Annotated in this window: 28 protein-coding genes and 1 tRNA gene; 12 read left to right on the top strand and 17 right to left on the bottom strand. The window is 73.5% G+C overall.

All coding sequences use genetic code 11. The features are described 5' to 3' along the window. Positions 1-13: 13 nt before the first annotated feature. The 3 genes from ilvN to ilvD are packed head-to-tail and all read right to left on the bottom strand — an operon-like array spanning position 14 to position 4,049. Entirely contained in the window at positions 14-532 is a 519-nt protein-coding gene (gene ilvN / locus ABIB37_RS08820; protein WP_354259345.1) for an acetolactate synthase small subunit, read from the bottom strand. Beyond that, positions 532-2,319: an acetolactate synthase large subunit gene (locus ABIB37_RS08815; protein ID WP_354259343.1), complete on the bottom strand. Its 1,788-nt coding sequence runs from the start codon at positions 2,317-2,319 to the stop codon at positions 532-534. Before ABIB37_RS08815 ends, ilvN begins: the two co-directional genes overlap by 1 nt. A 32-nt stretch (positions 2,320-2,351) precedes the next feature. Further along, the gene (gene ilvD, locus ABIB37_RS08810) at positions 2,352-4,049 is read right to left on the bottom strand and encodes a dihydroxy-acid dehydratase (RefSeq protein WP_354259340.1); all 1,698 of its coding nucleotides are present in this window, start codon (positions 4,047-4,049) and stop codon (positions 2,352-2,354) included. A gap of 103 nt (positions 4,050-4,152) precedes the next feature. On the opposite strand from ilvD, the gene ABIB37_RS08805 reads away from it, so the two are divergent. Next, entirely contained in the window at positions 4,153-4,983 is an 831-nt protein-coding gene (locus ABIB37_RS08805; RefSeq protein WP_354259337.1) for a sugar phosphate isomerase/epimerase family protein, read from the top strand. A gap of 66 nt (positions 4,984-5,049) precedes the next feature. On the opposite strand, the gene ABIB37_RS08800 is transcribed toward ABIB37_RS08805, so the two are convergent. From ABIB37_RS08800 to ABIB37_RS08780, 5 genes are all read right to left on the bottom strand, one after another. Continuing rightward, positions 5,050-6,642 (bottom strand): multicopper oxidase family protein, encoded by a 1,593-nt coding sequence (locus ABIB37_RS08800; protein WP_354259334.1) that lies wholly within the window; start codon positions 6,640-6,642, stop codon positions 5,050-5,052. After that, complete coding sequence (locus tag ABIB37_RS08795) at positions 6,632-7,087, bottom strand: hypothetical protein (RefSeq protein ID WP_354259331.1); 456 nt, start codon at positions 7,085-7,087, stop codon at positions 6,632-6,634. Before ABIB37_RS08795 ends, ABIB37_RS08800 begins: the two co-directional genes overlap by 11 nt. A 199-nt stretch (positions 7,088-7,286) precedes the next feature. Then, entirely contained in the window at positions 7,287-9,341 is a 2,055-nt protein-coding gene (locus tag ABIB37_RS08790) for a hypothetical protein (protein WP_354259328.1), read from the bottom strand. Next, the gene (locus ABIB37_RS08785) at positions 9,338-12,271 is read right to left on the bottom strand and encodes an MMPL family transporter (RefSeq protein ID WP_354259325.1); all 2,934 of its coding nucleotides are present in this window, start codon (positions 12,269-12,271) and stop codon (positions 9,338-9,340) included. The genes ABIB37_RS08790 and ABIB37_RS08785 overlap by 4 nt, the downstream gene beginning before the upstream one ends. Further along, the gene (locus ABIB37_RS08780; protein ID WP_354259322.1) at positions 12,271-12,858 is read right to left on the bottom strand and encodes a TetR/AcrR family transcriptional regulator; all 588 of its coding nucleotides are present in this window, start codon (positions 12,856-12,858) and stop codon (positions 12,271-12,273) included. Before ABIB37_RS08780 ends, ABIB37_RS08785 begins: the two co-directional genes overlap by 1 nt. A 121-nt stretch (positions 12,859-12,979) precedes the next feature. Here ABIB37_RS08780 and ABIB37_RS08775 point away from each other — a divergent pair, with 121 nt between their 5' ends. The 5 genes from ABIB37_RS08775 to ABIB37_RS08755 all read left to right on the top strand — a co-directional run bounded on the left by ABIB37_RS08775 (position 12,980) and on the right by ABIB37_RS08755 (position 16,188). Then, on the top strand, positions 12,980-13,204 hold the full coding sequence (locus ABIB37_RS08775) for a hypothetical protein (protein WP_170165468.1): 225 nt from the start codon (positions 12,980-12,982) through the stop codon (positions 13,202-13,204). Beyond that, complete coding sequence (locus ABIB37_RS08770; protein ID WP_354259319.1) at positions 13,201-14,064, top strand: PfkB family carbohydrate kinase; 864 nt, start codon at positions 13,201-13,203, stop codon at positions 14,062-14,064. The genes ABIB37_RS08775 and ABIB37_RS08770 overlap by 4 nt, the downstream gene beginning before the upstream one ends. Positions 14,065-14,132: 68 nt before the next feature. Further along, the gene (locus ABIB37_RS08765; RefSeq protein WP_123695975.1) at positions 14,133-15,356 is read left to right on the top strand and encodes a pyridoxal phosphate-dependent aminotransferase; all 1,224 of its coding nucleotides are present in this window, start codon (positions 14,133-14,135) and stop codon (positions 15,354-15,356) included. A gap of 75 nt (positions 15,357-15,431) precedes the next feature. Then, a complete protein-coding gene (locus ABIB37_RS08760) occupies positions 15,432-15,677 on the top strand; it encodes a hypothetical protein (RefSeq protein ID WP_354259316.1) in 246 nt (81 codons plus the stop codon). A 58-nt stretch (positions 15,678-15,735) separates the two neighbouring features. After that, on the top strand, positions 15,736-16,188 hold the full coding sequence (locus tag ABIB37_RS08755; RefSeq protein ID WP_354259314.1) for a hypothetical protein: 453 nt from the start codon (positions 15,736-15,738) through the stop codon (positions 16,186-16,188). 24 nt (positions 16,189-16,212) lie between these two features. Here the strand turns inward: ABIB37_RS08755 and ABIB37_RS08750 are convergent, their stop codons facing one another. Then, positions 16,213-17,238, bottom strand: coding sequence for an NADPH:quinone reductase (locus ABIB37_RS08750; RefSeq protein ID WP_354259311.1), 1,026 nt, complete (start codon positions 17,236-17,238; stop codon positions 16,213-16,215). Positions 17,239-17,350: 112 nt separating this feature from the next. Beyond that, positions 17,351-17,423: transfer RNA gene (locus ABIB37_RS08745), tRNA-Lys, on the bottom strand. A 106-nt stretch (positions 17,424-17,529) separates the two neighbouring features. Here ABIB37_RS08745 and bcp point away from each other — a divergent pair. Beyond that, positions 17,530-18,000 carry a thioredoxin-dependent thiol peroxidase gene (bcp, locus tag ABIB37_RS08740; protein ID WP_354259308.1) on the top strand — a complete coding sequence of 157 codons (471 nt, stop codon included), beginning with the start codon at positions 17,530-17,532 and terminating at the stop codon, positions 17,998-18,000. Positions 18,001-18,006: 6 nt separating this feature from the next. On the opposite strand, the gene ABIB37_RS08735 is transcribed toward bcp, so the two are convergent. Next, positions 18,007-18,405, bottom strand: a complete 399-nt coding sequence (locus tag ABIB37_RS08735; RefSeq protein ID WP_354259305.1) for a hypothetical protein — start codon at positions 18,403-18,405, stop codon at positions 18,007-18,009. Between the two features lie 139 nt (positions 18,406-18,544). Between ABIB37_RS08735 and ABIB37_RS08730 the strand changes: the two genes are divergently transcribed. Then, the gene (locus ABIB37_RS08730; protein WP_021010012.1) at positions 18,545-18,793 is read left to right on the top strand and encodes a WhiB family transcriptional regulator; all 249 of its coding nucleotides are present in this window, start codon (positions 18,545-18,547) and stop codon (positions 18,791-18,793) included. Between the two features lie 76 nt (positions 18,794-18,869). Here the strand turns inward: ABIB37_RS08730 and ABIB37_RS08725 are convergent, their stop codons facing one another. Genes ABIB37_RS08725 through ABIB37_RS08715 form a run of 3 tightly spaced genes read right to left on the bottom strand, consistent with a single transcriptional unit; the run spans position 18,870 to position 22,270 of the window. Next, positions 18,870-20,378 carry a sensor histidine kinase gene (locus ABIB37_RS08725; RefSeq protein ID WP_354259300.1) on the bottom strand — a complete coding sequence of 503 codons (1,509 nt, stop codon included), beginning with the start codon at positions 20,376-20,378 and terminating at the stop codon, positions 18,870-18,872. A gap of 36 nt (positions 20,379-20,414) precedes the next feature. Next, positions 20,415-21,665: a CpaE/TadZ family protein gene (locus ABIB37_RS08720; protein ID WP_354259298.1), complete on the bottom strand. Its 1,251-nt coding sequence runs from the start codon at positions 21,663-21,665 to the stop codon at positions 20,415-20,417. After that, positions 21,662-22,270 (bottom strand): hypothetical protein, encoded by a 609-nt coding sequence (locus tag ABIB37_RS08715; protein WP_354259295.1) that lies wholly within the window; start codon positions 22,268-22,270, stop codon positions 21,662-21,664. Before ABIB37_RS08715 ends, ABIB37_RS08720 begins: the two co-directional genes overlap by 4 nt. A gap of 105 nt (positions 22,271-22,375) precedes the next feature. Here ABIB37_RS08715 and ABIB37_RS08710 point away from each other — a divergent pair, with 105 nt between their 5' ends. After that, on the top strand, positions 22,376-22,624 hold the full coding sequence (locus ABIB37_RS08710; RefSeq protein WP_354259292.1) for a helix-turn-helix domain-containing protein: 249 nt from the start codon (positions 22,376-22,378) through the stop codon (positions 22,622-22,624). Positions 22,625-22,649: 25 nt separating this feature from the next. Here the strand turns inward: ABIB37_RS08710 and ABIB37_RS08705 are convergent, their stop codons facing one another. Next, positions 22,650-23,276: a hypothetical protein gene (locus ABIB37_RS08705; protein ID WP_354259289.1), complete on the bottom strand. Its 627-nt coding sequence runs from the start codon at positions 23,274-23,276 to the stop codon at positions 22,650-22,652. Between the two features lie 118 nt (positions 23,277-23,394). Between ABIB37_RS08705 and ABIB37_RS08700 the strand changes: the two genes are divergently transcribed. Then, positions 23,395-23,787: an Rv3235 family protein gene (locus ABIB37_RS08700; protein WP_354259286.1), complete on the top strand. Its 393-nt coding sequence runs from the start codon at positions 23,395-23,397 to the stop codon at positions 23,785-23,787. 215 nt (positions 23,788-24,002) lie between these two features. Here ABIB37_RS08700 and ABIB37_RS08695 read toward each other — a convergent pair whose 3' ends face one another. Beyond that, positions 24,003-24,320, bottom strand: a complete 318-nt coding sequence (locus tag ABIB37_RS08695; protein ID WP_354259283.1) for a hypothetical protein — start codon at positions 24,318-24,320, stop codon at positions 24,003-24,005. Continuing rightward, entirely contained in the window at positions 24,320-25,174 is an 855-nt protein-coding gene (gene mca / locus ABIB37_RS08690) for a mycothiol conjugate amidase Mca (RefSeq protein ID WP_354259280.1), read from the bottom strand. The genes ABIB37_RS08695 and mca overlap by 1 nt, the downstream gene beginning before the upstream one ends. A gap of 87 nt (positions 25,175-25,261) precedes the next feature. Between mca and ABIB37_RS08685 the strand changes: the two genes are divergently transcribed. Both ABIB37_RS08685 and greA read left to right on the top strand, forming a co-directional pair. Beyond that, positions 25,262-25,666, top strand: a complete 405-nt coding sequence (locus ABIB37_RS08685; RefSeq protein ID WP_354259277.1) for a DUF4307 domain-containing protein — start codon at positions 25,262-25,264, stop codon at positions 25,664-25,666. Positions 25,667-25,708: 42 nt separating this feature from the next. Next, complete coding sequence (greA, locus tag ABIB37_RS08680; RefSeq protein WP_123695997.1) at positions 25,709-26,197, top strand: transcription elongation factor GreA; 489 nt, start codon at positions 25,709-25,711, stop codon at positions 26,195-26,197. Positions 26,198-26,213: the final 16 nt, after the last annotated feature.

Below are 26,213 nucleotides of genomic sequence, written 5' to 3'. Positions count from 1 at the left end.
TCAGAACGGGTGGTCAGCGCGCGTCGGACTTGAGGACGCGCTCGCTGATGGACTTGCCGCCGCGGCCGATGGCCAGCAGGCCCGACTGCGCGATCTCCTTGATGCCGTAGGGCTCGAGCAGCTTCAGCAGCGCCTGGCACTTCGCGGAGTCGCCGGTCACCTCGACGACGAGCGCGTCGGTCGTGACGTCGACGACCCGGGCGCGGAAGAGCGTCGCGGCCTCGAGGATCTGCGAGCGCGTCGAGTTGTCGACCCGCACCTTGACGAGCAGGTGCTCGCGCTGCACGGACTGGCTCGGTTCGAGCTCGACGATCTTCACGACGTTGATGAGCTTGTTCAGCTGCTTCGTGACCTGCTCGAGCGGCAGGTCCTCGACGTCGACGACGACGGTGATGCGGCTGAGGCCGGGCACCTCGGTCTTGCCGACCGCGAGCGACTCGATGTTGAAGCCCCGGCGCGCGAAGAGCGCGGCGACGCGGGTCAGCAGGCCGGGCTTGTCCTCGACCAGGAGCGACAGGACGTGCGTGCTCATCACTCCTCCTCCCACACCGGGCTGTGCTCCTTGGCGTACTGCACGAAGGAGTTCGAGACGCCCTGCGGCACCATCGGCCAGACCATCGCGTCCTTCGACACGATGAAGTCGATGACGACCGGGCGGTCGTTCGTCTCGAGCGCGAGCTTGATCGCCGGGTCGATCTCCTCGGGCTTCGTGACGCGGATCGCGAGGCAGCCGTAGGCCTCGCCGAGCTTCACGAAGTCGGGGATCATCTTCGCGTCGTCGCCGGTCTCGAGGTCGGTGAACGAGTGGCGGCCCTCGTAGAACAGGCTCTGCCACTGCCGCACCATGCCGAGCGACGAGTTGTTGATCACCGCGACCTTGATCGGGATGTCGTTGAGCGTGCAGGTGGCGAGCTCCTGATTGGTCATCTGGAAGCAGCCGTCGCCGTCGATCGCCCACACCACGCGGTCGGGCTCGGCGACCTTCGCGCCCATCGCCGCAGGCACGCCGTAGCCCATCGTGCCGGCGCCGCCGGAGTTGAGCCACGAGTTCGGGCGCTCGTACTTGATGAACTGCGCCGCCCACATCTGGTGCTGGCCGACGCCGGAGGCGTAGATGCCCTCCGGACCGGTCAGCTCGCCGATGCGCTTGATCACGAACTGCGGCGAGAGCTTGCCGTCGCTCGGCTCGGTGAAGCCGAGCGGGAAGCGCTCCTGCAGGCCCTGCAGCCGCTCCCACCAGTCGGTGAGGTCGGTGCGGCGGCTCGACGCGAGCTCCTGGAAGGCGATCGACAGGTCGCTCAGCACGTCGCGCACGTCGCCCACGATCGGGATGTCGGCGGTGCGGATCTTCGAGATCTCTGCCGGGTCGACGTCGACGTGGATGACCTTCGCGTTCGGCGCGAACTCGTTGACCTTGCCGGTCACGCGGTCGTCGAACCGGGCGCCGAGCGCCAGGATGAGGTCGCACTCCTGGAACGCCAGCACCGCGGGCACCGAGCCGTGCATGCCGGGCATGCCGAGGTGCTGCGGGTGCGAGTCGGGGAACGCGCCGCGCGCCATGAGGGTCGTCACGACCGGCGCGCCGGTCGCCTCGGCGAACTCGAGCAGCTCGGCCGACGCGTGCGCGCGGATGACGCCGCCGCCCACGTAGAGCAGCGGGCGCTCGGCGTCGGCGAGCATCGCGGCCGCCGCGGCGACCTGCTTGCCGTGCGCCTTCGTCACCGGGCGGTAGCCGGGCAGGTCGACCGTGTCGGGCCAGACGAACGGGGCCGACTGCTGCTGCGCATCCTTCGTCACGTCGACGAGCACCGGGCCGGGGCGGCCGGTGGAGGCGATGTGGAAGGCGGCGCGCATGACGGCGGGCACGTCCTCGGCGCGGGAGACCTGGAAGGAGTGCTTCGTGATCGGCATCACGATGCCGGTGATGTCGGCCTCCTGGAAGGCGTCCGTGCCGATCAGGTGGCTGAACACCTGGCCGGTGATCGCGACCATCGGCACCGAGTCCATGTAGGCGTCGGCGATCGCGGTGACGAGGTTGGTGGCGCCGGGACCGCTCGTCGCGATGCAGACGCCGACCCGGCCGGTCGCGGCCGCGTAGCCCTCGGCGGCGTGGCCGCCGCCCTGCTCGTGGCGCACGAGGATGTGGCGGATCGCCGACTGCTGCATGAGCTCGTCGTAGAACGGGATGATGGCGCCGCCCGGGATGCCAAAGACGTCCTCGACGCCGAGCAGCTCGAGCGATCGGAGGACGGCGCCGGATCCGGTGAGGATCGGCGGCTCGGCGCTGCGCGGGGCGGCAGGCCTTGGTGCGATGGACATGGCTCTCCTGGCTCGTCTCTCGAAGACGTGCGTCAGCCTGTGACGGCGCCGGTGGCGGCCGACCGCACGAGGCGTGCGTACTTGGCGAGGACTCCGCGCGTGTAGCGCGGGGGCAGCGGCTCCCAACCCTCACGCCGGGAGGCGAGCTCTGCCTCGTCGACGATCAGGTCAAGCGAGCGAGCGGCGATGTCGACCCTGATGCGGTCTCCGTCGCGCACGAAGGCGATCGGACCGGAGTCGACCGCCTCAGGGGCGATGTGGCCGATGCACAGGCCGGTTGTGCCGCCTGAGAATCTGCCGTCTGTGAGCAAGAGTACATCCTTGCCGAGGCCCGCTCCCTTGATGGCCGCGGTGATGGCCAGCATCTCGCGCATCCCGGGTCCGCCCTTGGGCCCCTCGTAGCGGATGACCACCACGTCGCCGGCCTGCACCTCGCCGTTCGTGAGGGCGTCCATCGCGGCGCGCTCGCGGTCGAACACGCGCGCCGGGCCCTCGAAGACCTCGGCGTCGAAGCCCGCCGTCTTCACGACCGCGCCCTCGGGCGCGAGCGTGCCGTCGAGGATCGTGAGGCCGCCGGTGGCGTGGATGGGGTCGTCGAGCGCGCGCACCACGGTGCCGTCGATCGGGGCCGGGTCGAGCTCGGCGAGGTTCTCGGCGACCGTCTTGCCGGTGACCGTGAGCGCGTCGCCGTGCAGCAGGCCGGCGTCGAGCAGCGCCTTCATGACCACCGGCATGCCGCCCACGCGGTCGAAGTCCTGCGCGACGTAGGCGCCGAAGGGCTTGACGTCGGCGAGGTGCGGCGAGCGCTGCCCGATGCGGCGGAAGTCCTCGAGCGTGAGCTCGACCTCGGCCTCGTGGGCGATCGCGAGCAGGTGGAGCACCGCGTTCGTCGAGCCGCCGAGCACCATCGCCACGGTGATGGCGTTCTCGAACGCCTCCTTCGTGAGGATGTCGCGGGCGGTGATGCCGCGGCGCAGCAGCTCGACGACGGCCTCGCCCGAGCGGCGCGCGTAGAAGTCGCGACGACGGTCGGCCGACAGCGGCGTCGACGAGCCGGGCAGGCTCATCCCCAGCGCCTCGGCCACGCACGCCATCGTGTTGGCGGTGTACATGCCGCCGCACGCGCCCTCGCCGGGCGCGAAGCCGCACTCGATGCGGTGCAGGTCCTCGGCCGAGATCTTGCCGGCCTTGAAGGCGCCGACGGCCTCGAACGAGTCGATGATCGTCATCGACTGCGGGATCGTGCCGTCCTCGAGCTTCGCGAAGCCGGGCGCGATCGAGCCCGCGTAGACGAAGACGCTCGCGAGGTCGAGGCGCGCCGCGGCCATGAGCATGCCGGGCAGCGACTTGTCGCAGCCCGCGAGCAGCACGGTGCCGTCGAGGCGCTCCGCCATGACGACGGTCTCGACGCTGTCGGCGATGACCTCGCGGCTGACGAGCGAGAAGTGCATGCCCTCGTGGCCCATCGAGATGCCGTCCGAGACCGAGATCGTGCCGAACTGCAGCGGGTAGCCGCCGCCGGCGTGCACGCCCTCCTTCGACGAGCGCGCGAGGCGGTCGAGCGAGAGGTTGCAGGGGGTGATCTCGTTCCACGAGCTCGCGATGCCGATCTGGGGCTTCTCCCAGTCGCCGTCGCCCATCCCGACCGCGCGCAGCATCCCGCGGCTCGTGGTGGCCTCGACGCCGTCCGTCACGGCGCGCGAACGCGGTTTGATGTCGATCTCTGGCATAGGCCGATCCTACGCCGCACGGACATGTCAGATCGGGCGCGCCGTCCGGCGGACCGGCGCGCGGATGCGCGTCGTCCAGGCTGGAGGGTCTAGCGTCGTCGGCATGATCCAGGTCGGCCTCAGCACGATCTCCGTCTTCCCCAAGGGGGTCGAGGACGGGTTCCGGCTCGCGCACGAAGCCGGGTACGACGGCGTCGAGGTGATGGTGACCACCGACGCCAAGACCCGCAGCCCCGAGAAGCTGCTCGAGCTCTCGGAGCGCTACCAGCAGCCGATCATGGCGATCCACGCGCCGGTCGTGCTGCTCACGACCTTCGTCTGGGGCCGCGACCCGTTCGTGAAGCTCGACCGCTCGGCCGCGCTCGCGGTGTCGGTCGGCGCGCCCACCGTGGTGGTGCATCCGCCCTTCCGGTGGCAGGGCAAGTACGCGAGCACCTTCACGGATGCGGTGCGGCAGACCGAGCAGAAGCACGGCATCGAGGTCGCGGTCGAGAACATGTTCCCGTGGTCGATGGGCGGAGCGGACCGTCAGGCGTACCTGCCCGGCATCGACCCGAGCGAGATGGACGTCGACCACGCGACCCTCGACTTCTCGCACTGCGCGCTCGCCCGCCGCGACTCGATGGAGCTCGCGCTCGACCTCGGCGACCGGCTGCGGCACCTGCACCTGACGGACGGCGTCGCGGCCGACGAGGACAAGGTCTTCGACGAGCACCTCATCCCCGGCCACGGCAACGAGCCGGTCGCCGAGGTGCTGCAGATGCTCGCCGCGCAGCAGTGGACCGGGCAGGTCATCGCCGAGATCAAGACGCGGCACGCGCGCTCGGAGCGCGACCGGCTGCGGCTCCTCGTCGAGACGCTCGAGTTCGCGCGCGAGCACCTGGGCCAGAACGCGCCCGCCGATGAGGGCGCCGACGCGGAGGCGCGGCCCTAGCGGGAGCGGTCGGTCTCGACTCGCTCAGCGCGCGGCGCGCGCGGAGCGGCTCGACCAGCGCAGGGGCTACTCGGGGGCGTTGCCCGAGCCGCCGCCGAGCAGGAACGGGGTCGAGACACCCTCGTACATCACGTGCGTCATGAGCCCCTCGACGGCGTGCGGCAGCGTGCGGCAGTGGTCCATCCAGATGCCCGGGTTGTCGGCGACGAAGGCGACCTCGTACGTCTCGCCGTGCCCGACGTCGAGCGAGTCGACCCACCAGGGGCTGCCGGATGCGGGCACGCCGTCGCGCGAGAGCACGACGACGTGGTGCCCGTGCAGGTGCATCGGGTGCACCTCGCCGCTGCCGTTCGTGATGCGCATCGTCACCACGTCGCCCTCCGCCACGCGGTACGCCGGGACGTCGCCGCCCATCCGCCCGTTGATCGTCCACCAGATGCCGGGGACCCCGTTCAGGAACCCCGGGAAGCGGCCGATGTCGTAGGCGAAGTCGCGGTCGGCCGCGGCCGGGTCGAAGCCGAGCGGGGCGGGTGAGCCGTAGGCGAGCGGATCGAGCGCCTCGGCGGGCGCAGGGGCCGCGGGGGGCGCGGCCGTCCCGAGCGCGAGGGAGACGCCCGGCGCCTGCACGCGCGCGCCGCCGCTCGGCACCCGCACCTCGAGGTCGACGCGGCCGCCGGCGGTGACCGCGACCTTGCGGCCCTCGACGTCGGTCGGCTCGTGCACGTCGGTGCCGTCGATCGCGAGCAGCCGGAACCCGGCGCCCGTGACCCACACGACCGTCGGCGCGTTGTCGGTGTTGACGACGCGCACGCGCACCACCGCGCCCGGCTCGGCATCGCGCGCGATGTCACCGGAGACGCCGTCGATCGTGCGGGAGGTGCCGGGGTAGGTGTGCAGCAGCGCGACCACGTCGACGTCGTGGGCGGCCGGCTCCGCCGGGTCGACGACGAGCGCGCCGAAGAGCCCGCCGAGCACCTGCGCGTGCGACACCTGGTGCGCGTGGTACCAGTAGCTGCCCGCGTCCTCGGCGACGAAGCGGTACGTGAAGCTGCCGCCGGGCGGCACCGCGTCCTGCGTCACGCCCGCGACGCCATCCATGGCGGCGGGCACGTCGACGCCGTGCCAGTGCAGCGTCGTGCCGGCGGCGACCGACTCGTTGCGGAGCACCACCTCGACGAGCTGCCCCTGCCGCGCGCGGATCTCCGGGCCGGGCGTCGACCCGTTGAGCGTGAAGGCGTCGACCTGCTCGCCGCCGGGCAGCGTGATGCGCTCTGCGCGCGCGACGAGCTCGACGCGCACGTCGGCGGCGCGCGCGGGGTCGGCGACGAGCGTCGTCAGGTCGACCGCTGCTGCCGCGCCCGGTTCGTGGCCGTGGCCGCCCTCCCCCGCCACGACCGGACCGCCGCCGGGGTCGGCGACGCCCATCGCCATCGCCGAGTAGGTGTCGGGCCGCAGGCTCGACCACCAGGCGGCGCCGACCGCGACCACGAGCGCCGCCGCGGCGAGGATGCCGACGAGCCGGGCGAGGCGCCGCGCCGGCCGACCCGGGTGGCCAGGCCGGTCCGGGTGGCCTGGCCGGTCAGGATGAGCCGGCCGATCCGAGCCGGCACCGGGGCGGTGCCGCGCGCGGCGCTGCGAGGGCTCGGGGTCAGGCGACACCGACGGTGGATCGCGCCTGGACGCCGGTGTGGCGTCCCCCGGCGCGCATGCCCGCCCAGAACGCGACGCCGAACAGGGCGATCGCGTTCACGCCGTGCAGGAAGGCGAGCGCGGTGAGCTCGTGGCCGAGCAGTCCCAGCGTCACCTGCAGCACGACGAGCACGAGCACGATCGCGGCGCGCATCACCCCGCCGGGGATCTTCGCGAGGAAGGCCACGACGAGCAGCGCGAGCGCCACGATCGGGATCGCGTACATGCCGTTCATCCCGTGGATCATGAGGCCGAGCGCCTCCGGGAACGGCGGCGGTCCCTCGGCGGCGAAGTCGACGGTGCCGCCCTCCGCGAGGAAGAGCGCGATGCCGGCGGATGCCCAGGCATGCGAGGCGGCCTGCAGCGCGACGAGCGCGCAGATGAGGTAGGCGAGGACGCGGTAGGTGGTGCGCACGGGACTCCTTCGTCGGAATCGGTGGGATGCGGTGCCGATCGCCCGGCGGATGCGCCGAGGCGGGAGGGCGATGCCGGCACAGGCTGCCGGCGGGCGCGCGCGGTTTCGCGGACACCGTTATCGAACTCCGCAGTCCGTTTCCTGTCAAGTGCCTGTGCGCCGGCCCCTCGCGGCCGGCGCACCCGACGGCGCCGCCGCGCTACGCCGGCGTCGGGGCGAGGGTCTCGAGGGCGCGGATGCGCTCCCCCGTCGCCCGTCGCCGCGCGCCGCGGAGCGCGAGGTACGCGGCGAGCAGGCCGACGCCGAGCCACAGCACGAGCATCGCCACCGCGCCGCCTGCGCCGCCGGTGCCGGCCGCGATGGCGACGAGCGCATCCACCGCCGGCGTCATCGGCAGCACCGGCGCGACCGCCTCGAACCCCTGCCCGAGCACGTCGCGCGGCACGATGCCGCCAGCGGCGACCGCCTGCAGGCCGAGCAGCACCACCGACACGATGCCGCCCCCGGCACCGAGCCACGCGACGAGCGCGAGGTGCAGCACCGTCGCCACGGCGCCGAACAGCAGCGCCACGGCGAGCGTCAGCGGTGCCGACGACCACGCCACGCCGCCGATCCCGTGCACCACGACCGTCGCGAGCAGTGCCTGCAGCGCGACCACCCACGACGAGCGGATGAGCATGGTCGCGAGCACCCGGCCGTCGGACTCGGCGGACGCCGCGATGCGGCGAGCCGACCGGGCGAGCACGAGCACGAGGACGAGCGCGCCGAGCCAGAGCCCGATCGGCACCGCGAGCGACGCGACGCGCGCCTCGCCGCTCGGGAGCGCGCGCTGCTCGTCGAGGTCGAACCCGACCGGGTTCGTGGCGACCGCCGACAGGTCGTCGAGCTCGTCGTCGCTCAGCTGCGGCAGCGCCGCGACGCCCTCGCGGAGCCCGTCGCCCAGCTCGGTCGCGCCGTCGCCGAGCTGCGTCGCACCGGACTCGGCCGAGCGGGCGCCCGCTGCGAGCTGCACCGCGCCGGACTCGAGCTCGCCGAGGCCGTCGCCGAGCTCGCCCGTGCCGTCGGCGAGCTGCCGGGCGCCCGTGACGGATGCGCCGAAGCCGGCGTCGAGCTGCGCCGCGCCGTCCGCGAGCTGGGCGGCGCCGTCGCGCACCTGCGGGCCTGCGGCGACGATCGCCGTCGCGCCGCTCGAGAGCTGCGCCAGCGGTGCGGTCGCCTGGCGCAGCCCCTCCGTGAGCTGGCCGCTGATGTCCTGCTGGCTGAGCTGGCCGAGACCGCCCGAGAGCTGCCGCGCGACCTCGAGCGCGGCGGGGTCGGTGGGGTCGGCCTCGAGCAGCTGCACGAGCTGCGCCGCTGCGCCCGACGAGGCGTCGAGCGACGACTCGAGCCGGCCGATGCCGCCCGCCTCCGCGGCGCCGGCGAGCCCCGCGTCGAGCTGCGCGGCCGCCTGCTGCACGCCGCCGGCGAAGCGGTCGACGCCCGCGGTGTAGTCGGCCACGCCGCTGCTGAGCGCCGCGCTGCCGTCCGCGAGCCCCGAGATGCCGCCAGCGGCGGTGCCGAGGCCGTCGGCGAGCTGGTCGGCGCCGGTCGCGAGCTGCGCCGCGCCGTCCTGCGCGCCGCCCGCGCCGTCGGCGAGCTGGTCGATGCCGCCCGCGAGCTCGTCGAGCCCGGTCGCGAGCTCCGTGCCGCCCGCGCCCAGCGCATCCGCGCCGTCGGCGGCCGTGCCGAGCTGCTCGGCGAGCGTGCCCATGCCGCCGTAGATGCCGGAGATGAAGCCGGTCGTCACGCGGTCGCCGAAGGAGGCGACGATCGACTCGCCGGTCTCGCTCGCGAGGCTCGTGGCGAGGCCGTCGGCCGACGCATCCGTGACGATGCGCACGCCGGCCTGCTGCGGGTCGTCGCCCTGCAGGCTCGTGACGCGTCGCGAGAAGTCGGCGGGGATCGTGACCACCGCGTGCACGGTGCCGTCCGCGAGCGCCGCCGCCGCATCCTCCTCGTTCAGGATGCGGAAGTCGAAGCCGTCGGTGTCGTCGGCCACGAGGTCGGTGACGACCTGGCGGCCGGCGAACATCGTGGTCTCGGTGCCGTCGGCCGCGGTGGTGGTGAGCAGCTCGTCGAGGTTCACGACCGCGGCTGGCACGTCCCGGTCGCCGTCTGCGGCCGGGCCCATCGACCAGGCGGCGAAGGCCGCGATGGCGAAGGGGGTGGCGGCGGCGGCCGTCAGTGCGACGGCCTTCCTGAGCGCGGTGGTCATCGGTCTGCTCCCGTGTCTGCTCCGGCCGTCGCGAGCGCCTCGGTGGGCGCATCGGCGGCGGGATCCGTGTCGTGTGCGTCGGCCGCGGCCGCGTCGTGCGCGTCCTCCTCGGCGGCGTCCGCGGGTGCGAGGTCGATCGCGGCCCGGGCGTGCGCCTCGGGCGACGGCTCGCTCGTGACGATCGTCACGTCGGCCCCCGCGAGCCGCGCGGCGACGCGGGCGGCACCCGCGGGGGCACCGCTCGCGGCGTCGATCCACAGCAGGCTCGGGCCGCGCTCCAGCGCGATCGCGAGCAGCACCGCGGCGCGCTCGATCGGTGCGAGCCGCGAGAGCGGCGCGGCCGGGTCGATCGGGGTGCCGGCCGCCGTGGCCGCGCGCGCGACGAGCGCCGCGGCGCGGCGGTCGAGCACGGGCGCCGCCGCGAACGGCGAGCGGAGCGCGAGCGCACCGCGCGCCGCCTCGAGCGCGGTCTCCCCGCGCTCGCCGACGCCGACGAGGTCGAGGTCGACGAGCCCGATCCGGGCGCGGAGCGCGCCGACGTCGCCGGGGAGGGCAGCACCACCGAGGTGCGCGCTCCCGCGAGCCGGGATGTCGCCGAGCAGCGCGTGCACGAGCCGCTGCCGGTCTGCGAACGGGGCGCCGAGGCGCACGACCGCGCCGCGCGGCGCGGTGACGGTCCAGGACGCGGCGCCGGGCTCGTGGTCGATCGCCGGCCGCAGCCGGTCGAGCGCGAGGTGGCCGCCGGCATCTGCCGCCCAGGCGAGCGCCGCGCGGTGCCGCCCGAGGCTCTCGCCCTCGACGTCCATGTCGGGCATCGCGCGGTCGAGCCGGCGCGGCAGCCACCAGGCGCGCTCGCCCAGCAGCGTCATGACCGCCGGGATGAGGGTCATGCGCACGAGGAAGGCGTCGACGGCCACGCCGACCGCGAGGCCGAGCGCGATGGCCTTGATCATCGCCATGCCCTCCGGCACGAAGGCGAAGAAGACGAGGAACATGATGAGCGCCGCGGCCGTCACGACGCGCGCGTTGGCCGCGAAGCCGTGCCGCACGGCGCTCACGGCGCTGTGCCCGTGGGCGTGCGCCTCGCGCATGCCCGAGACGAGGAACACCTGGTAGTCCATCGCGAGGCCGAACAGCACCGCCATGAGCAGCACCGGCATGAACGAGAGGATCGGCCCCGGCTCGACGTGCAGCAGCTCGGCGCCCCAGCCCCACTGCATCACCGCGACGACGGTGCCGAAGGCGGCGAGCACCGAGAGCACGAAGCCGATCGCGGCGGTGATCGGCACGAGGATCGAGCGGAAGACGAGCAGCAGCAGCACGACCGCGAGTGTGACGACGACGATGCCGAACGGCAGCAGCGCGTCCTGCAGGCGCTGCGACACGTCGATCTGCACGGCGGTCGCACCGGTGACGGCGATCGGGGTGTCGTGCTCCGCCTCGATCTCGGGGGCGGCGGCGCGGATGGCGCGCACGAGCTCGGCCGTCGCGTGGTCGGTGGGGCCGGTCTCGGCGATCACCTGGATGATCGCGGTGTCGGCCGTCTCGTCGGGGAAGGCGCTGCCGATGCGGTCGACGCCCGGGATCTGCTCGAGGTCGGCGGAGATCTCATCGAGGACGCCGAGGATGTCGGTCACCTGCGTGATGTCGGCCATCACGACGAGCGGGCCGGTCGTGCCCTCGCCGAAGCCCTCCTGCAGCATGTCGTAGGCCATGCGCTGCGTGCTGCCGCGCGCCTCGCGGCCGTTGTCGGGCAGCGCGAGCTCGAGGCTCGCGGCCGGCACGGCGGCGACGCCGATGATCGCGAGCACGCCGACGATGGCGAGCACGGGGCGCTTCGTGATGCCGGTGACCCAGCGCATCCCGAGCGTCGGCGCCGTGTCGACGTCGCGCTCCGCGAGCCGGGCAGCGCGGCTGCCGGCCTTCGGCCGCAGCCGCTCGCCCAGCAGCGCCATGATCGCCGGCAGCAGCGTGGCAGCGGCTGCGACGGCGATCGCGACCGAGGCCGCGGCGCCGATGCCCATGACCGACAGGAACGGGATGCCGACGATGAGGAGCCCGACGAGCGCGATCACGACCGTGAGCCCGGCGAAGACGACGGCGGTGCCGGCGGTGCCGACCGCGAGCGAGCCCGACTCGATGACGCCCATGCCGCGCGCGAGCTGCGTGCGGTGCTTCGACAGGATGAAGAGCGCGTAGTCGATGCCAACCGCGAGCCCGATCATGAGCGCCATGAGCGGCGCCGAGTTCGAGACCGTGACGAGCGCCGAGGCGCCGAGCACGCCGCCCATCGTGATGCCGACGCCGATGAGCGCGGTCAGCAGCGGCAGGCCCGCGGCGAGGAACGACCAGAAGGTCACGAACAGCACGACGCCGGCGAAGATGACGCCGAGCCCCTCGACCCATGAGATCGGCACGCTCGTGGCCTGGAACGCCTGGCCGCCGAACTCGACCGTCAGGCCGTCGGCGCGGGCGGCATCCGCGGTGGCGACGAGCGCGTCGAGCCCGGCGGGCGTGCTGCCGGAGCCCTGCGGCTCGAACTGCACCTGCGTGTAGGCGAAGCGGCCGTCGTCGGAGATCTGCTCGGCCGCGAACTCGCTCCAGGGCTGCACGACGCTCGCGACGTCGTCGATGGCGTCGATGTCGGTCGCCTGCTGCTCGATGGCGTCCCGGTGCTGCTCGACGGACTCGCCGTCGGGTGCGCGGTAGACCACCTGCACGCTCGAGCCCGCGACCTGCGGGAACACGCTGCCGAGGTGGTCGAGCGCCTCCTGCGACTCGGTGCCCGGGATCGCGAAGGACTCCTGCATGTTCGGACCGAGCGCGAGGGCGCCGCCCAGCACGCCGCCGAGGATCGCTGCCCAGGCGACGATGACGAGCCAGGCGCGGCGCATGGAGGCGGCGCCGACGCGGGAGAGCCAGGTGGCCATCAGGCGTCCACCTCCTGCAGCGTCGCCGGGGTGCACGCGGCCGCGGGCAGGCAGAGCTCGAGCAGCGTCTCGATGAGCACCTCGCGCATCTCGGCGGGGTCCGGGTGGTCGCGCGTCTCCTGCAGCGCCTCACCGAGGATGAACGCGACGCCGGCGAGGCCGATCGAGAGCCGCGTGAGCGCGCGCGTCGAGGGCGCCTCGGCGATCAGCGTGCCGGCGATGGCGTCGACGAGCTCGTTGCCGCGCTGGATGACGGGCACCTCCTGCAGCGCGCCGCGCTGGCTGATGAAGATCGAGACCGCGGCGCTGTGCTGCAGGAGCGTGTCGACGAAGCCGGTCACGAGCGCCGGGGCAGCTGCGACCTTGTCGTCGCGCAGGCCCGGCAGCGCGTCGATGATCTGCGTCAGCGCGTCGAGCGCCGGTGCCATCGCGGCCTCGAGCAGCGCCTCCTTCGAGTCGAAGTGGTAGAGCACCGACGACTTCGAGGTGCCGACGTCCGCCGCGACCTGCTGGATCGAGCTGCCGAGGTAGCCGTACCGGGCGAAGCGCTCGAGCGCGGCCTGGACGAGGGTGTCGCGAGTGGTCACGAGTGATCAGCATACTGACCGATCGGTCAGAAGTCGACCGATCGGTCAGGATGACCGGCCACTCCCTGCGAGAGGCGCCGTCCAGTCGCCGCCGGTAGGTTGATCGCGACGAGGAGGCACAATGCGCAAGTACCTGTTCAACATGGGTGTCATCGGCTCGCTCACGAGCGCGCTGCCGGTGGTGAAGGCGACGCGGCAGGGGCCGCGCGACTGGCGGCTCGGCCTGCTCTGGGCCAGCTGGATCATCGGCGTGGCGCTCGCGGTCGGAGCGGTCGCGCAGCGCGAGGACGGCATCCGCCAGGACGAGCTCGAGCGCAAGCTGAAGAAGGCGGCGAAGGGCAAGTGAGCGACCGCGTCGTCGTCATCGGCGACGCGCTCGTCGACGAGGTGGATGGCGCCTCGATCGTCGGCGGGGCCGCGCTCAACGTCGCCGTCGGGCTCGCCCGGCTCGGCGTGCCCGCCCGCCTCATCGCGATGGTCGGCGACGACGCGCCCGGCGCCCAGGTGCGCGCGCACTGCGCCGCGCACGGCGTCGAGCTCGTCGCGACCGCGGCGCCCCGCGGCACCGCCGTCGCGACCGCCGTGCGGGACGGCGGCACGATGCGCTACGAGTTCAACGAGGCCGGCACGAGCCGCTTCGTCGAGCTGGACGGCCACGAGGACACCCTCGAGGCCGCGCCGCTCGTGCTCGTCTCGTGCCTCGCGCTGGAGCTCGAGGCGCAGGTCGCCCCGCTCGCCGCGCTCCCCCGCTCCCGCGAGCGGCTCATGCTCGACCCGAACGCCCGCCCCGCCTACCTCCGAGAGCCCGGCGCGACCCGGCGCTTCGCCGCGGGCATCGACCTGCTCGCCTCGCGCGCGCTGCTCGTGAAGCTGAGCGACGAGGACGCCGAGCTCGTCTACGGCGCCGATGCCGACGCGACCGCCGCCCGGCTCGTCGCCGCGGGCGCCGGCGCGGTCGCGGTCACGCGCGGCGCGGCGGGCGCGACGGTCTTCACCGACGGCGGCCGGGTCGACGCATCCGTGCCGCAGCTCGACGCGCCGATCGTCGACACCATCGGCGCCGGCGACAGCGTGCTCGCCTCGCTCGCGGCCTCGGTGCTCGAGGGCGGTCGCGCGCGCGGATGGGCCGGGCCGCTCGAGCGGGCGATGGCCGTCGCCGCGGCGACGACGCGCTCCGCCGGCGGGCTGCTGCAGCTGCCCGCCTGAGCGGCGATCCGCCCGGAGCGGGCCACGCCCGGCCGAGTGGCCCGCGGGCGCCCGCCTAGCATGGTGCAATGGCGCTCAAGTCCCTCGATCAGTCCTCGAAGCTCAAGCACGTCCTCTACGAGATCCGCGGCCCGGTGGCCGCCGAGGCCGCGCGGCTCGAGGCCGAGGGGCACCGCATCCTCAAGCTCAACATCGGCAACCCGGCGCCGTTCGGCTTCGAGACGCCCGACACGATCGTGCAGGACATGATCGCGAACCTGCCGCTCGCCGAGGGCTACTCCGACTCGAAGGGCATCCTCTCCGCCCGACGCGCGGTCGTGACCCGCTACGAGGACGTCGACGACTTCCCGCGGCTCACCGTCGACGACGTCTACCTCGGCAACGGCGTCTCCGAGCTCATCACCATGACGATGCAGGCGCTCCTCGACGCGGGCGACGAGGTGCTCATCCCCGCGCCCGACTATCCGCTCTGGACGGCCATGACGTCGCTCGGCGGCGGCACGCCCATCCACTACCTGTGCGACGAGGACACCGACTGGGCGCCCGACCTCGCCGACATCGAGGCGAAGATCACGCCGCGCACGAAGGCGCTCGTCGTCATCAACCCCAACAACCCGACCGGCGCGGTCTACTCGCGCGAGGTGCTGCAGGGCATCGTCGACCTCGCGCGCAAGCACTCGCTGCTGCTGCTCGCCGACGAGATCTACGACCGGATCCTCTACGACGGCGCGGAGCACACCTCGATCGCGACCCTCGCGCCGGACCTCCTCGTGCTGACCTACAACGGCCTCTCGAAGACGTACCGCGCGGCCGGCTTCCGCGCCGCGTGGCTCGCGATCACGGGACCGAAGGAGCACGCGAAGGGCTTCCTCGAGGGCCTCACGCTGCTGGCCTCGACCCGCCTGTGCCCGAACGTGCCGGCGCAGTACGGCATCCAGGTCGCGCTCGGCGGCCACCAGTCGATCGAGGACCTCATCCTGCCCGGCGGCCGCCTGCTCGAGCAGCGCGACGCCGCGGTGCAGGGGCTGAACCGCATCCCTGGCGTGAGCGTCGTGACGCCGAAGGGTGCGCTCTACGCGTTCCCGCGCCTCGACCCGGAGGTGCACGAGATCCACGACGACGCGCAGTTCGCGCTCGACCTGCTGCGGCAGGAGAAGATCCTCGTCACCCACGGCACGGGCTTCAACTGGCCGACGAACGACCACTTCCGGATCGTGACGCTGCCGTGGAAGCGGGATCTCGACGACGCCGTGCAGCGCATCGGCAGCTTCCTGGCCTCGTACCGCCAGTAGCGCGGCGGCGGGTGGCGATGACGCGCCGACCGCGCCGATTGTGACCGAACGTTTGTACCCCACTATTCTTCGAACGTGGACTACGACTCGGCCGAGCGCTCCGTCTTCGCGGAAGAGGACATCGCTCGCATCCTGCTCGAGCTCGCCGCCGTCGCGACCGACCACACGAGCCTGCGCTCGTGGGCAGAGGACCCGGGCGTGCAGCTCGACCGCGTCGTCGCGATGGAGGCGCTCACCTACGTGCGGCTGGCGGTCCGCGACGAGCACGGCGAGCCGATCGTGCTGATGCTGCTCGACGGCACGTGGGAGCGCATCCTCTGACAGCCGGACACCTGCGACGGCTACGGTGGTCCGGGCCGCATCCAGATCGGAGTCCGCAGTGAGTGAAGCGCTCTACGAGTCGCAGGTGCAGAAGGCCGCGCGCATCGGCCGGCTCGCCGCCGAGGAGCGCCTGGAGCACGAGCTCGCGCACGAGGTCGCCGACAGGACCGAGCGGCTCGCCGCGCTCGAGCTCGCCGACGCCGCCCGCCGGGCGCGGCCGCGGTGGGTCGGCATCCTGCTCGGCGCGGGCGCCGCGCTGGCGGTCAGCCTCTTCGTGACGCGGGTGATGAACGGCACCTTCGTGCCCTCGCTCACCTCGATCGTCGGCCTCCTCGGCCTGCTCGCGATCGTCGTCGACCTCTTCTGGGGCAGCAGCCTGCTGCGGCTCGGCGTCGCGCTGCGCGTGCGCTGGCTCTACCGGACGCCGGCGCCCGTGCGGGCGGCGGTGCTGCAGAGCTACACCGAGCAGCGCCAGCTGCTCGGTCAAGCGGGCTGCGACTGCCCGCGCTGATCGCCTCGTCGCCCGCCGGGCGCCTCAGCGCAGGTCGTCCGCGACGCGGATGAGCACCTTGCCGGTGACGCCCTGCTCGACGGCATCGTGCGCGGCTGCGGTGTCCTCGAGCGGGAACCACGTCAGCGGCAGCCCGGCGTCTGCGCCCACCGGCAGCGCGCCGGCCTCGAGCGCGGACGTGATGTCCTCCGCAGCCACGGCGAGCGCCTCGGGCCCGACGGTGTAGAGCAGCAGCCCCTGCCAGCGGGCGTTCTTCGCGAAGCTCGCCATGATCGGAGCGGTGAACTCCTCGCCGTTGTTGTTGGCGTAGTAGGCGATGCTGCCGTGGTTGGCGAGCACCGCGACGTCGAGCGCGGCGTTCTGCGCAGGCGCGACCTCGACGACGTGGTCGACGCCGCCGGGAGCGATGGCGAGCACCTCGCCGGCGAGGTCGTCGGCCGGGTACTGCAGCACGTGGTGGGCGCCCGCTGCACGGGCGAGCCCGGCCTTCTCGTCGCTGCTGACCGTGGCGATCACCGTCGCGCCCGCCCAGACCGCCAGCTGGATCGCGGCGTGACCGACGGCGCCCGCTCCGCCCTGCACCAGCACCACGCGGCCGTCGAGGGTGCCGGGCGCGAGTCGCGCCGGGCCGAGCTCGTGCACGGTGAGCGCGCGGTGCGCGGTCATCGCCGGGACGCCGAGGCTCGCGGCGACGTCGAAGCCGATGCCGTCGGGCAGGCGGACGACGCGACTCGCCGGCACGACCGTCAGCTCCTGCGCCGTCCCGGTCGGGCGCTGATGCGCGGCGAGGAAGAGCCAGACGCGGTCGCCGACCTGCAGCTCCTCGACCTCCGAGCCGACGGCGTCGACGATGCCGGCGCCATCCTGGTTCGGGACGATCTCGTCGAGCTCGAGGGGCCGATTGCCCGCGCGGGCCTTCCAGTCCGTCGGGTTGACGCCCGAGACGGCGATGCGGACCCGCACCTCGTCCGGGCCGGGCACGCCTGGCTCGCGGTCGGAGAGCTGGAGCACCGACGAGGGACCGGACCGGGAGTAGCTGATGGCGCGCATGATGGGTGCAAGCGGGTCACCGCGGCGGATATTCCGCTCGCGCTCGCGTCCCGGCGCAAGCGGAAGGGCCCCGTGCCGGTGATCTCCACCGGCCCGGGGCCCTTCGCTTCGGTACACCCCCCCGGACTCGAACCGGGAACCGATTGATTAAGAGTCAACTGCTCTGCCAATTGAGCTAGAGGTGCAAGGTGTCTCCACCGAGGATCAAGCGTAGCACGCTCCGGGCGCTTGACGCGAGCCGGGACCGAGATCGGTCGGCTGGAGCCCGCAGACGCTGGTTGGATGGAGGCGATGACGCACCTCGAGCCCGGCATGCCCGCACCCGACTTCACCCTCCACGACCAGCACGGAGAGCCCGTGTCGCTCGCCTCGCTGCGCGGCCGGCGGGTGATCGTCTACTTCTACCCGGAGGCGCTCACGTCGGCCTGCAAGCAGCAGGCCTGCGACTTCCGCGACGCGCTGCCCGACCTCGGCCGCCACGGCTACGCGGTGCTGGGCATCTCGCGCGACAGCGTCGAGAAGCTCGCGCGCGCGAGCGACCTCGACGCGCTGCCGTTCCCGCTGCTGAGCGACGCCGACCTGACCGTGCATCGCGCGTGGGGCACGTTCGGTGAGAAGAACAGCTACGGCCGCATCGTCGAGGGCGTGCGCCGCTCGACCTTCGTGCTCGACGAGGACGGCGTCATCACCCACGCGTTCTACAACACGCGCGCCAAGGGCCACCTCGAGATGCTCGACAAGCGGCTCGCCTTCAGCGCCTGAGGCGGATCACGGCTCGCGGCGCAGCCAACCGGTGACGCTGGCGCGCAGCACGAGCGCGAGTCCCGCGATCGAGAGCGCGGCGAGCACGAGCGCGAGCGGCACCGGCCCCTCACCGCCGTCGTAGGTGCCGAGGGCGACGCCCAGCTGCAGCACCTGCCAGACGATGGTGGCGCTCCGCGACCACGCGCGGCCGTCGAGCATGGCGCGACCGGCGGCCATGAGGAAGGCAGCCGAGCCCGCGGCGAGCACGGCGAGGAAGAGCCCGCCGGCGATGTGCTCGAGCGGATCGCCGAGCGCTGCGATCGCGAGCCAGACGGCGACGGCGAGCATGCCGAGCGCCTCGACGAGCAGGATCGCGCCGACCCACGTGGCCGTCCTCGGACGCCCCTCGGAGAGTTCGCTCACGAAGAAACCCTTGCCTCTCTGGGGGCGCTGTGAAACCATAGGACCTTGGGCAAGCAGTGCTGCAGCGCCCGAAGACTTCCGCGCCGCGACTGCCTCGCGAAGCGCGACCTCCCCCCTCCAATGTACAAGGAGCACATGTATGGATTGGCGTGATGACGCTGCCTGCCTCACGGTGGACCCCGAGCTGTTCTTCCCGGTGGGCAACACCGGACCAGCGCTCGAGCAGATCGAGAAGGCGAAGGCCGTCTGCGCGACGTGCCCGGTGACCGAGATGTGCCTGCAGTACGCACTCGAGACCAGCCAGGACTCCGGCGTGTGGGGCGGCCTCTCTGAGGACGAGCGCCGCGCGCTCAAGCGTCGCGCCGCACGCGCCCGCCGCGCAGGCTGAGCAGCACCACGGATTCGAGCGGGGTCGCCGGAAGGCGGCCCCGCTTCTGCGTGTCCGGCCGGATGGGCCGACTCGGCTAGACCTCGTCGTCCTCGCGGATGTACGAGATCGGCACCTTCACGGTCACCTCGGTACCCTCGACCGCACGCGCGCCCCAGTCGATCGTGCCCGAGAGCTCGCCCGTCACGAGCGTCTTGACGATCTGCGTGCCCAGGCCCGAGCCCACGCGCCCGGGCGGCAGGCCCGCGCCGTTGTCGCACACCTGCACCGTGAGCCAGCCATCGGCGCGGTCGGCGGTGATGCGCACGAGCCCGTCCTGCCTGCCGACGAGCCCGTGCTCGACGGCGTTCGTGACAAGCTCGGTGAGCGCGAGCGCGAGCGGCGTCGCGTAGCCGCTCGGCAGCACGCCGAACGAGCCCACGCGCTCGGTCCGGACCTGCGCGCCATGGATCGACGCGAGCTCCGAGGTGAGCTTCATCGACCGGTCGAAGACGGCGTCGAAGTCGACCGACTGGCTCAGCCCTTCCGAGAGCGTGTCGTGCACGACGGCGATCGACGAGACGCGCCGCTCGGCATCCTGCAGGGCGGTGCGCGCCTCGACGCTCTTCGTGCGGCGCGACTGGATGCGCAGCAGCGCGGCGACGGTCTGGAGGTTGTTCTTGACGCGGTGGTGGATCTCGCGGATCGTCGCGTCCTTGGTGATGAGCGTCTGCTCCTGCATGCGCATGTCGGTGACGTCGCGCACGAGCACGATCGCGCCGAGCCGCGTCGCGCGGCTCCGCAGCGGCACCGCGCGCAGCGACAGGGTCACGGAGCGCGTCTCGATGTCGGTCCGCCACGGCGCCCGCCCCGTGACGACGAGCGGCAGCGCCTCGTCGACCTCGTGCGACTCGTCGATGAGGTCGGTCGTGATCTCGGCCAGCGACTCCCCCTCGAGCTCGCCTCGGAACCCGAGCCGGGTGAACGCCGACAGCGCGTTGGGGCTCGCGAAGGTGACCATGCCTGCCTGGTCGAGGCGGATGAGGCCGTCGGATGCGCGGGCCGCGCCGCGGCGCGGACCGCTCGGGGCCGCCTGGTCCGGGAAGTCGCCGTCGGCGATCATCCGGAACAGCTCCCCCGCGCACTCCCGGAAGGTGCGTTCCTGCCTGCCCGCGCTGCGGGTGTCGGCGTGGTTCGCGTGCCGGGTGATGACGGCGATCGGGCGCTCCACGAGCGCGGTGGACGGCTCGGCCTCGCGGCGACGCACCGGGAACGCCTTGACCTTCGCGTCGGTCTCGACGCCCCACTCGGGCGAGTCGGCGTCGAGCGAGACGCCCTCCTCGTAGGCGCGGCCGACCTGCTCTCGCCACGAGTTGCGCACCGGCTGGCCCACGATGTCGCGGTAGAAGAGGGTCGCGGCACCCGCGGGCCGCGCGTGCTGGACCGCGATGTAGCCGTCGTCGTCGCCCGTCGGCAGCCAGAGCACGATGTCGCCGATCGCGAGGTCGGCCAGCAGCTGGAAGTCGGCCACGAGGCGGTGCAGCCACAGGACGTCCTGCGATCGCAGGAGACCGTAGCGCTCGGCGATCGACGTCAGGCTCGTCACCGGGTCAGCCTACCGCGGGCCCTTGGCGGCAGATGCTCAGCGGAGCGCTGCCCGCCAGATGCGGCGCGGCCGCTCCGCCGCGCGCAGTGACGCCCTGCTCGGCGCCGGCTGCGGCAGCAGCGCGACGGCGAGCTCCTGCACGCGCCGCCGCAGCCGCGACCGGCCCGCGACGTCGAGCAGCGGCCGGCCCTCGAGCAGCGCGGCGTCGGCCGCCCGCCCGTCGAACGGCCAGCACGCCTCCGGCGTGACCTGCGCCAGCCGCCGCAGCGTCTCGTGCACCGCCCGCTCGGGCGCCACGCCCGTCGCACCCGGCCGCACCTTGTTCACCACGATGCGCACGCGCGCCTGCGGGGCGAGCTCGCGGAGCTCGGGCAGCGCGCGCACGAGGCGCGCCACTGCGACGGGGTCGCCGCCCGCGACCGCGACCACGTCGTCGGCCGCCTCGAGGGCCGCGATCGTCGCGGCGTGGCGCCGCGGCGCGAAGAGGTCGCTCGAGATCTCCTCGTCGCGCTCGAGGCTCGCAGCCACGTCGACCACGGTCGTCTCGGCCCAGTCCCGGCATCGTGCGAGCACCTCGGTGACGCGATCGCCGCCGAGCTCGGACCAGCGGCTCGCCCGCCCGATGCCGGTCAGCACGCGCACGACGCCGCCCGTCGTCTGCACGAGCTGCGCGATGCGGTCGAGCTCGTCGACGGTGAGGCTGCCCGCACGCGCGAGCCGCGCCGCCGCCGCGAACCCGGGCGACTCGTCGAGCAGCCCGAGCGCCGGGGCCACCGCGGCGCTCGTGGTGTCGGCGTCGACGAGCGCGACGCGGCGGCCGAGCGCGGCGAGCTCTGCGGCGAGCGCGATCGCCGCGGTCGTGCGCCCCGGCGCGCCCGCGGGCCCCCAGACGACGACCACCCGGCCGCGGGACCGCTCGTCCGGCGGCTCCGCGCCCGCGGTCGGGGCCACCGCCGCCTCGACCGCCTCGAAGCCGTCGGCCCACGCGACGGCGTCGAGGCCGAGCGTCTGCGCCCGGGCGCGCTCCCCCGCGTCGTCGGCGAGCGCGACGAGCCGCAGGCCGCGCTCGTCGCACGAGTCGACGAGCCGCCTGCTCGCGTGCCGGGCGTCGGCGACGACGAGCACGAGGTCGATGCGCGGCTCCGCGTCGGCGCCCCGGACGGCGAGCCGCTCGACGAGGTCGTCGGCGGTCGCCGCGCGCACCACGACGCGGTGGCCGTGCCGCGCGGCCTCGCGCACGATCGCGTCCTCGCGCTCGAGCGGTGCGGAGACGGCGATGCCGATCACGGCGAGCCCACCGGCTGCGCGAGCGGCACGACGCTCAGCGCGTGCTCGTTGGACACCGCCTCGAGCAGCGGCGCGGTCTGGTCGAGCGGCACGAGCAGCTCGAGCTGCCGGCCCGCCGACGCGAGCAGCCCCTCGTCCTCGAGCACGCCGACGACGATCGCGTCGTCGACGAGCACGCTCGGCGCCGCGAATCCCTCGTCGGTGGGCGGTGCCGTCCAGACGTCGACGAGCGCGCCCGCGCGGATGGCGCGCGGCAGCGCGCCGTCGACGTCGATGACGACGGCCGCGCGGTCCGCGCTCGCCGCCTGCCCGACGGCCCGCAGCGGCAGGACCTCGCCCTCGCCGACCGTCGCCGCGACGACCAGCCCGAGCGGGTCGACCGAGCCGTCGAGGTAGCGCTCCTGCGACTGCGGCATCCGCACCGCGACCTGCTGCACGTCGCCGGCGGCGATCGTCTCGCCCGGCAGCAGCGTACGGGTGGCAGACCAGCCCGCCTCGGTGCGCGACGACTGCTGCACGACGAGCCAGACGCCTGCGAGCGACGCGAGCACCAGCACGACGCCGATCGCGAGCCTCGGATCCATCCAGGTGCGGCGCGCTGCCATGCGGACCTCCTCGTCACGCACCACGCTCGCAGGTCGCCGCGGTGGGTCGCAGCAGTTCTCCACAGGCTCCGCTCGCGCCGACCCGGACTGGCTCAGAATGGGGCCATGGAGTACGAAGCACGACGATTCCTCGCCGTCGCCGACGTCGCCGACGTGCTCGGCATCACACCTGCCGAGGTGGTGGAGCTGCTCGAATCGGGTGAGCTGCGCGGGCTCCGCGTGCGCGGCGCGTGGCGCGTCGCCGACGACGAGGTGCAGTCGTGGGTCGAGCGCGCCCTCGAGCTCGAACGCCGACGGGGCCTCTGGCGGCAGGCGCAGGCGGCGAGCATCGCCGACCTCTTCGGCGACCGCTGACGCCCCCGTCGCGCGGACGCGCCGGTCAGGCCACGCGCACCCAGTCGAACGACGAGAAGGGCACGATCCGCCAGGACCGCACGGTGCCGAGCCGCGGCGGTGTGCCCGGCTCGTGCTCGGCGAGGTCGAGGTGATCGCGACCGACGCGGTCGATCGTGCCGGCGGCCGGCATCGCCCCCTCGAGGATCACCGACACTCGCCGGCGGGCGAGGTCGCGCAGCGCGAACGCGAAGCTCAGCCGCGCCTGCAGGTCGCCGGCCGGCGCCGCCCGCAGCGACGCGGCCGCAGCGTCGGCGTCGACCCCGATGCTCTCGATCGCGTGCAGCGGCACGAGCGCGCCGGTCTCGGCCGGCGCGCCCTCGAGCACGATGCCGTTGAGCCAGTCGCGGCCGAGGGCCATGCGCCGCAGCCGGAGGCGGTCGCCGCCGCGCAGCGTCAGGTCGAGCTGCCGGGGCGCCGCGGCGATGCGGTCGCGCAGCTCGAGCCTCCCGATGCGGAAGCGCTCCTCCTCGGCCTCGAGGTCGCGGCGCTCCGCCCCGAGCTCCGCCTCGAGCTGGCTCTCGAGGTCGTCGAACAGGTCGTCGAAGCGCACATCGGCGAATGTACCGAGGGCTCGGACGCCGCCGCGCGGGGTTCTCCACAGGCGCGACATGCCCATCCCCTCACCTTCGCGGATGGGTCTAGGTTCTCCCGCACAGGGCGTCGCCAACGCGGAGCGCCGTCCGGGCAGGCACCGGATGCGAGGGGGCGGCGCAGTGACGCGACAGCGGATGACGTCGGTGGACGCGGAGGAGTTCTTCGACTTCCAGCCGTGCTCCTCGGAAGGGCTGCCCGACCCGGTCTCGCTGCTCGAGAACCTGGCGACGAGCGTGATCGAGATCCTGCTGGGCGTGCGCGACGTGCAGCAGATCGCGCGCTGGGTGACCGAGCCGACCTACGACCAGCTCGCGCGGCGGGCGCTCACCGCGCGTCGCACGCGCGCGGGCCTGCGCGACCGGTCGGTGCCGGAGTTCGCGATCCGCACCGTGCGCGCGTGCCACGCCGCCGACGGGGTGGTCGAGGGCGCGGTCGTCGTGCGGGCCGCGGGCCGGTCGCGGGCGGTCGCGATCCGGCTCGAGGGGCTCGACCACCACTGGCGGGCGACCGCGGTCGCGGTGCTGTAGACGGTCCGTGGGCTGCTCCCGGCGCTCACGACCGCCCTGCGCTCTCGGGCACGGAGTTGCCGCCGAAGAGCGCCGGGACCCGGCCACTCGGTGCCGCAAACCCGCCGCAGGCGCCGACACGCTTCCGTTTGGGGCACGGAGTTGCCGCGGGAGAGCATCCGGACGCGGCCACTCGGTGCCGCAAACCCGCCGCTGGAGTCGCCGGCCAGACGCGGCTACGCGCCGCGCTGCGGTGACTCGTCGGGTGCCGTGGCCGGCGAGGACGGCGCATCCTGCGTCGCGGGGTCATCCGGCGAAGGATCGCCCGCTGCCGCGCCGCCCGCCGCCGCCTCCTCCGCCTCGCGCTCCGCGAGCTCGGCCTCGATCCGCTCCTTGATGTGCGCGCGGTCGTTGATGCGGCGCACCCGGCGGTTGAAGTCCCACATGAGCAGCATCACCGCGACCGCGACGAGCACGGTCGCGGCGAACCCGACGACGCCCGGCGTGACCTGGTTCGGGTCGAACGGCAGCGGCTGCGCAGCCAAGATGTCCATCAGTCCTCCTCGACGCCCGCGAACAGGTCGTCCTCCGGCACGGCGTGCGTCGCGCGCGACCGCGCCAGCTCGTAGTCGTCGGTCGGCCACGTGCCGAGCAGCAGCTCGTGCGGCCAGAAGAAGAAGCGCGAGTCCGGCTCGACCTGGCTCGCGTGGGCGCGGAGCGCACTGTCGCGCGCGGACAAATGCGGCCCCACGTCGACGCGCGTCGTCATCGTCTCGCCGCGCTCGCCGAGCCGCTCGGCCCATTCGCGCATGAACGGGAGCCGGTCGTCGTCGGGCGTCACCGCCTCGACTGCCGAGAGCAGGGCGCGCAGCCGCGCACCGCTCATGCTGCGGTCGAAGTACACCTTCTGCACCTCCCACGGGTCGCCGAGCTCGGGCAGCCCTGCTGCCGCGTGCTCGACGGCCCACATCGTCACCTCGTGGCAGCGGATGTGATCGGGATGCGGATAGCCGCCGGTCTCGTCGTAGGTGACGACGACCTGCGGCCGCAGCCGACGGATGAGCCGCACGAGCGGGCGCCCGGTGATCTCGAGCGGCAGCGTCGCGAACGACAGCTCGCGCAGCGGCTCCCCCTCGTCCGGCAGGCCGGAATCGACGTAGCCGAGCCACACGTGGTCGACGCCGAGCGCGGCGCGTGCCTGCTCCATCTCGACGCGGCGGAGGCCGGTCATGTCGCGCTCGGCGCGGTGCTTCGGCTCGAAGGCCTCGTTCAGCACGCTGCCGCTCTCGCCGCCGGTGCAGGAGACGACGGTGACCTCGGCGCCCTCGGCCGCGTAGCGCGCGAGCGTCCCGGCGCCCTTGCTCGACTCGTCATCGGGGTGCGCATGCACGGCGAGCAGGCGTCGCACGGCCTCTCCTTCCCTGCCCGCACGAGCCGCGCCGGACGGCGCGACGACTAGACTGGACAGGCCCCCATCCTCCCACGACAGGCTCCCATGACCGACCTCGACGCTCGCTACGGACGCACGCGCGCCCGCACGCAGCGGGAGCGGACGCTCGGCTGGATCGTCGGCGTCAGCATCCTGCTCGTCTCGGTCGCGTGGGTCTGGTGGGTGGGCACCGATCCCGCGTCGGCGCAGCTGCAGTCGCGCGACATCGGCTACGTCGTCGAGGACGACGCGACCACCGTGGTGACCTTCGAGGTCTCGGTCGACGCCGGCACGCCCGTGCGGTGCGCGGTCGAGGCGCTCAACACCGCCTTCGGCATCGTCGGATGGGTCGAGGTCGACCTGCCGCCGGCCGACATCCACACCACGAGCCACCGGGTCGAGCTCCGCACGAGCGAGCGCGCGAGCAACGGATTGGTCTCGGAGTGCTGGGTGACATACGATGCTGAGTGAGCCGGCCCACGCGGGGCCGGTTCTCTGCATATCGGGAGAGACATGAACGGCACCACGGAGACCTGGCTGACCCAGGAGGCGCACGACCGCCTGCAGGGCGAGCTGGAGCACCTGCAGGGGCCGGTGCGCGCCGAGATCGCGAAGCGCATCGAGGAGGCCCGCGACGAGGGTGATCTCAAGGAGAACGGCGGCTACCACGCCGCGAAGGACGACCAGGCCCAGATCGAGGCCCGGATCAGCCAGCTCGTGCAGCTGCTGCGCACCGCCAAGGTCGGCGACGCACCGCAGGCGTCCGGCGTGGTCGAGGCCGGCACCGTCGTCACGGCGACGATCGCCGGCGACGAGACGACCTTCCTGGTCGGCAACCGCGAGATCCAGGAGGCCGGCGACGACCTCGACGTCTACAGCGAGGCGAGCCCGCTCGGCGCGGCCATCATGGGCCTGAAGATCGGTGCGACCACGACGTACCAGACCCCCACGGGTGTGACGATCGACGTCGAGATCAAGGACGTCCAGACCTACCGCGGCTAGACCGCAGACGAAGGGC

It is taken from the genome of Agrococcus sp. UYP10, assembly GCF_040547205.1.
Lineage (GTDB): Bacteria > Actinomycetota > Actinomycetes > Actinomycetales > Microbacteriaceae > Agrococcus > Agrococcus jenensis.
Note: the sequence above shows the minus strand (reverse complement) of the source record. Positions and strands in the feature narration are given on the sequence as shown.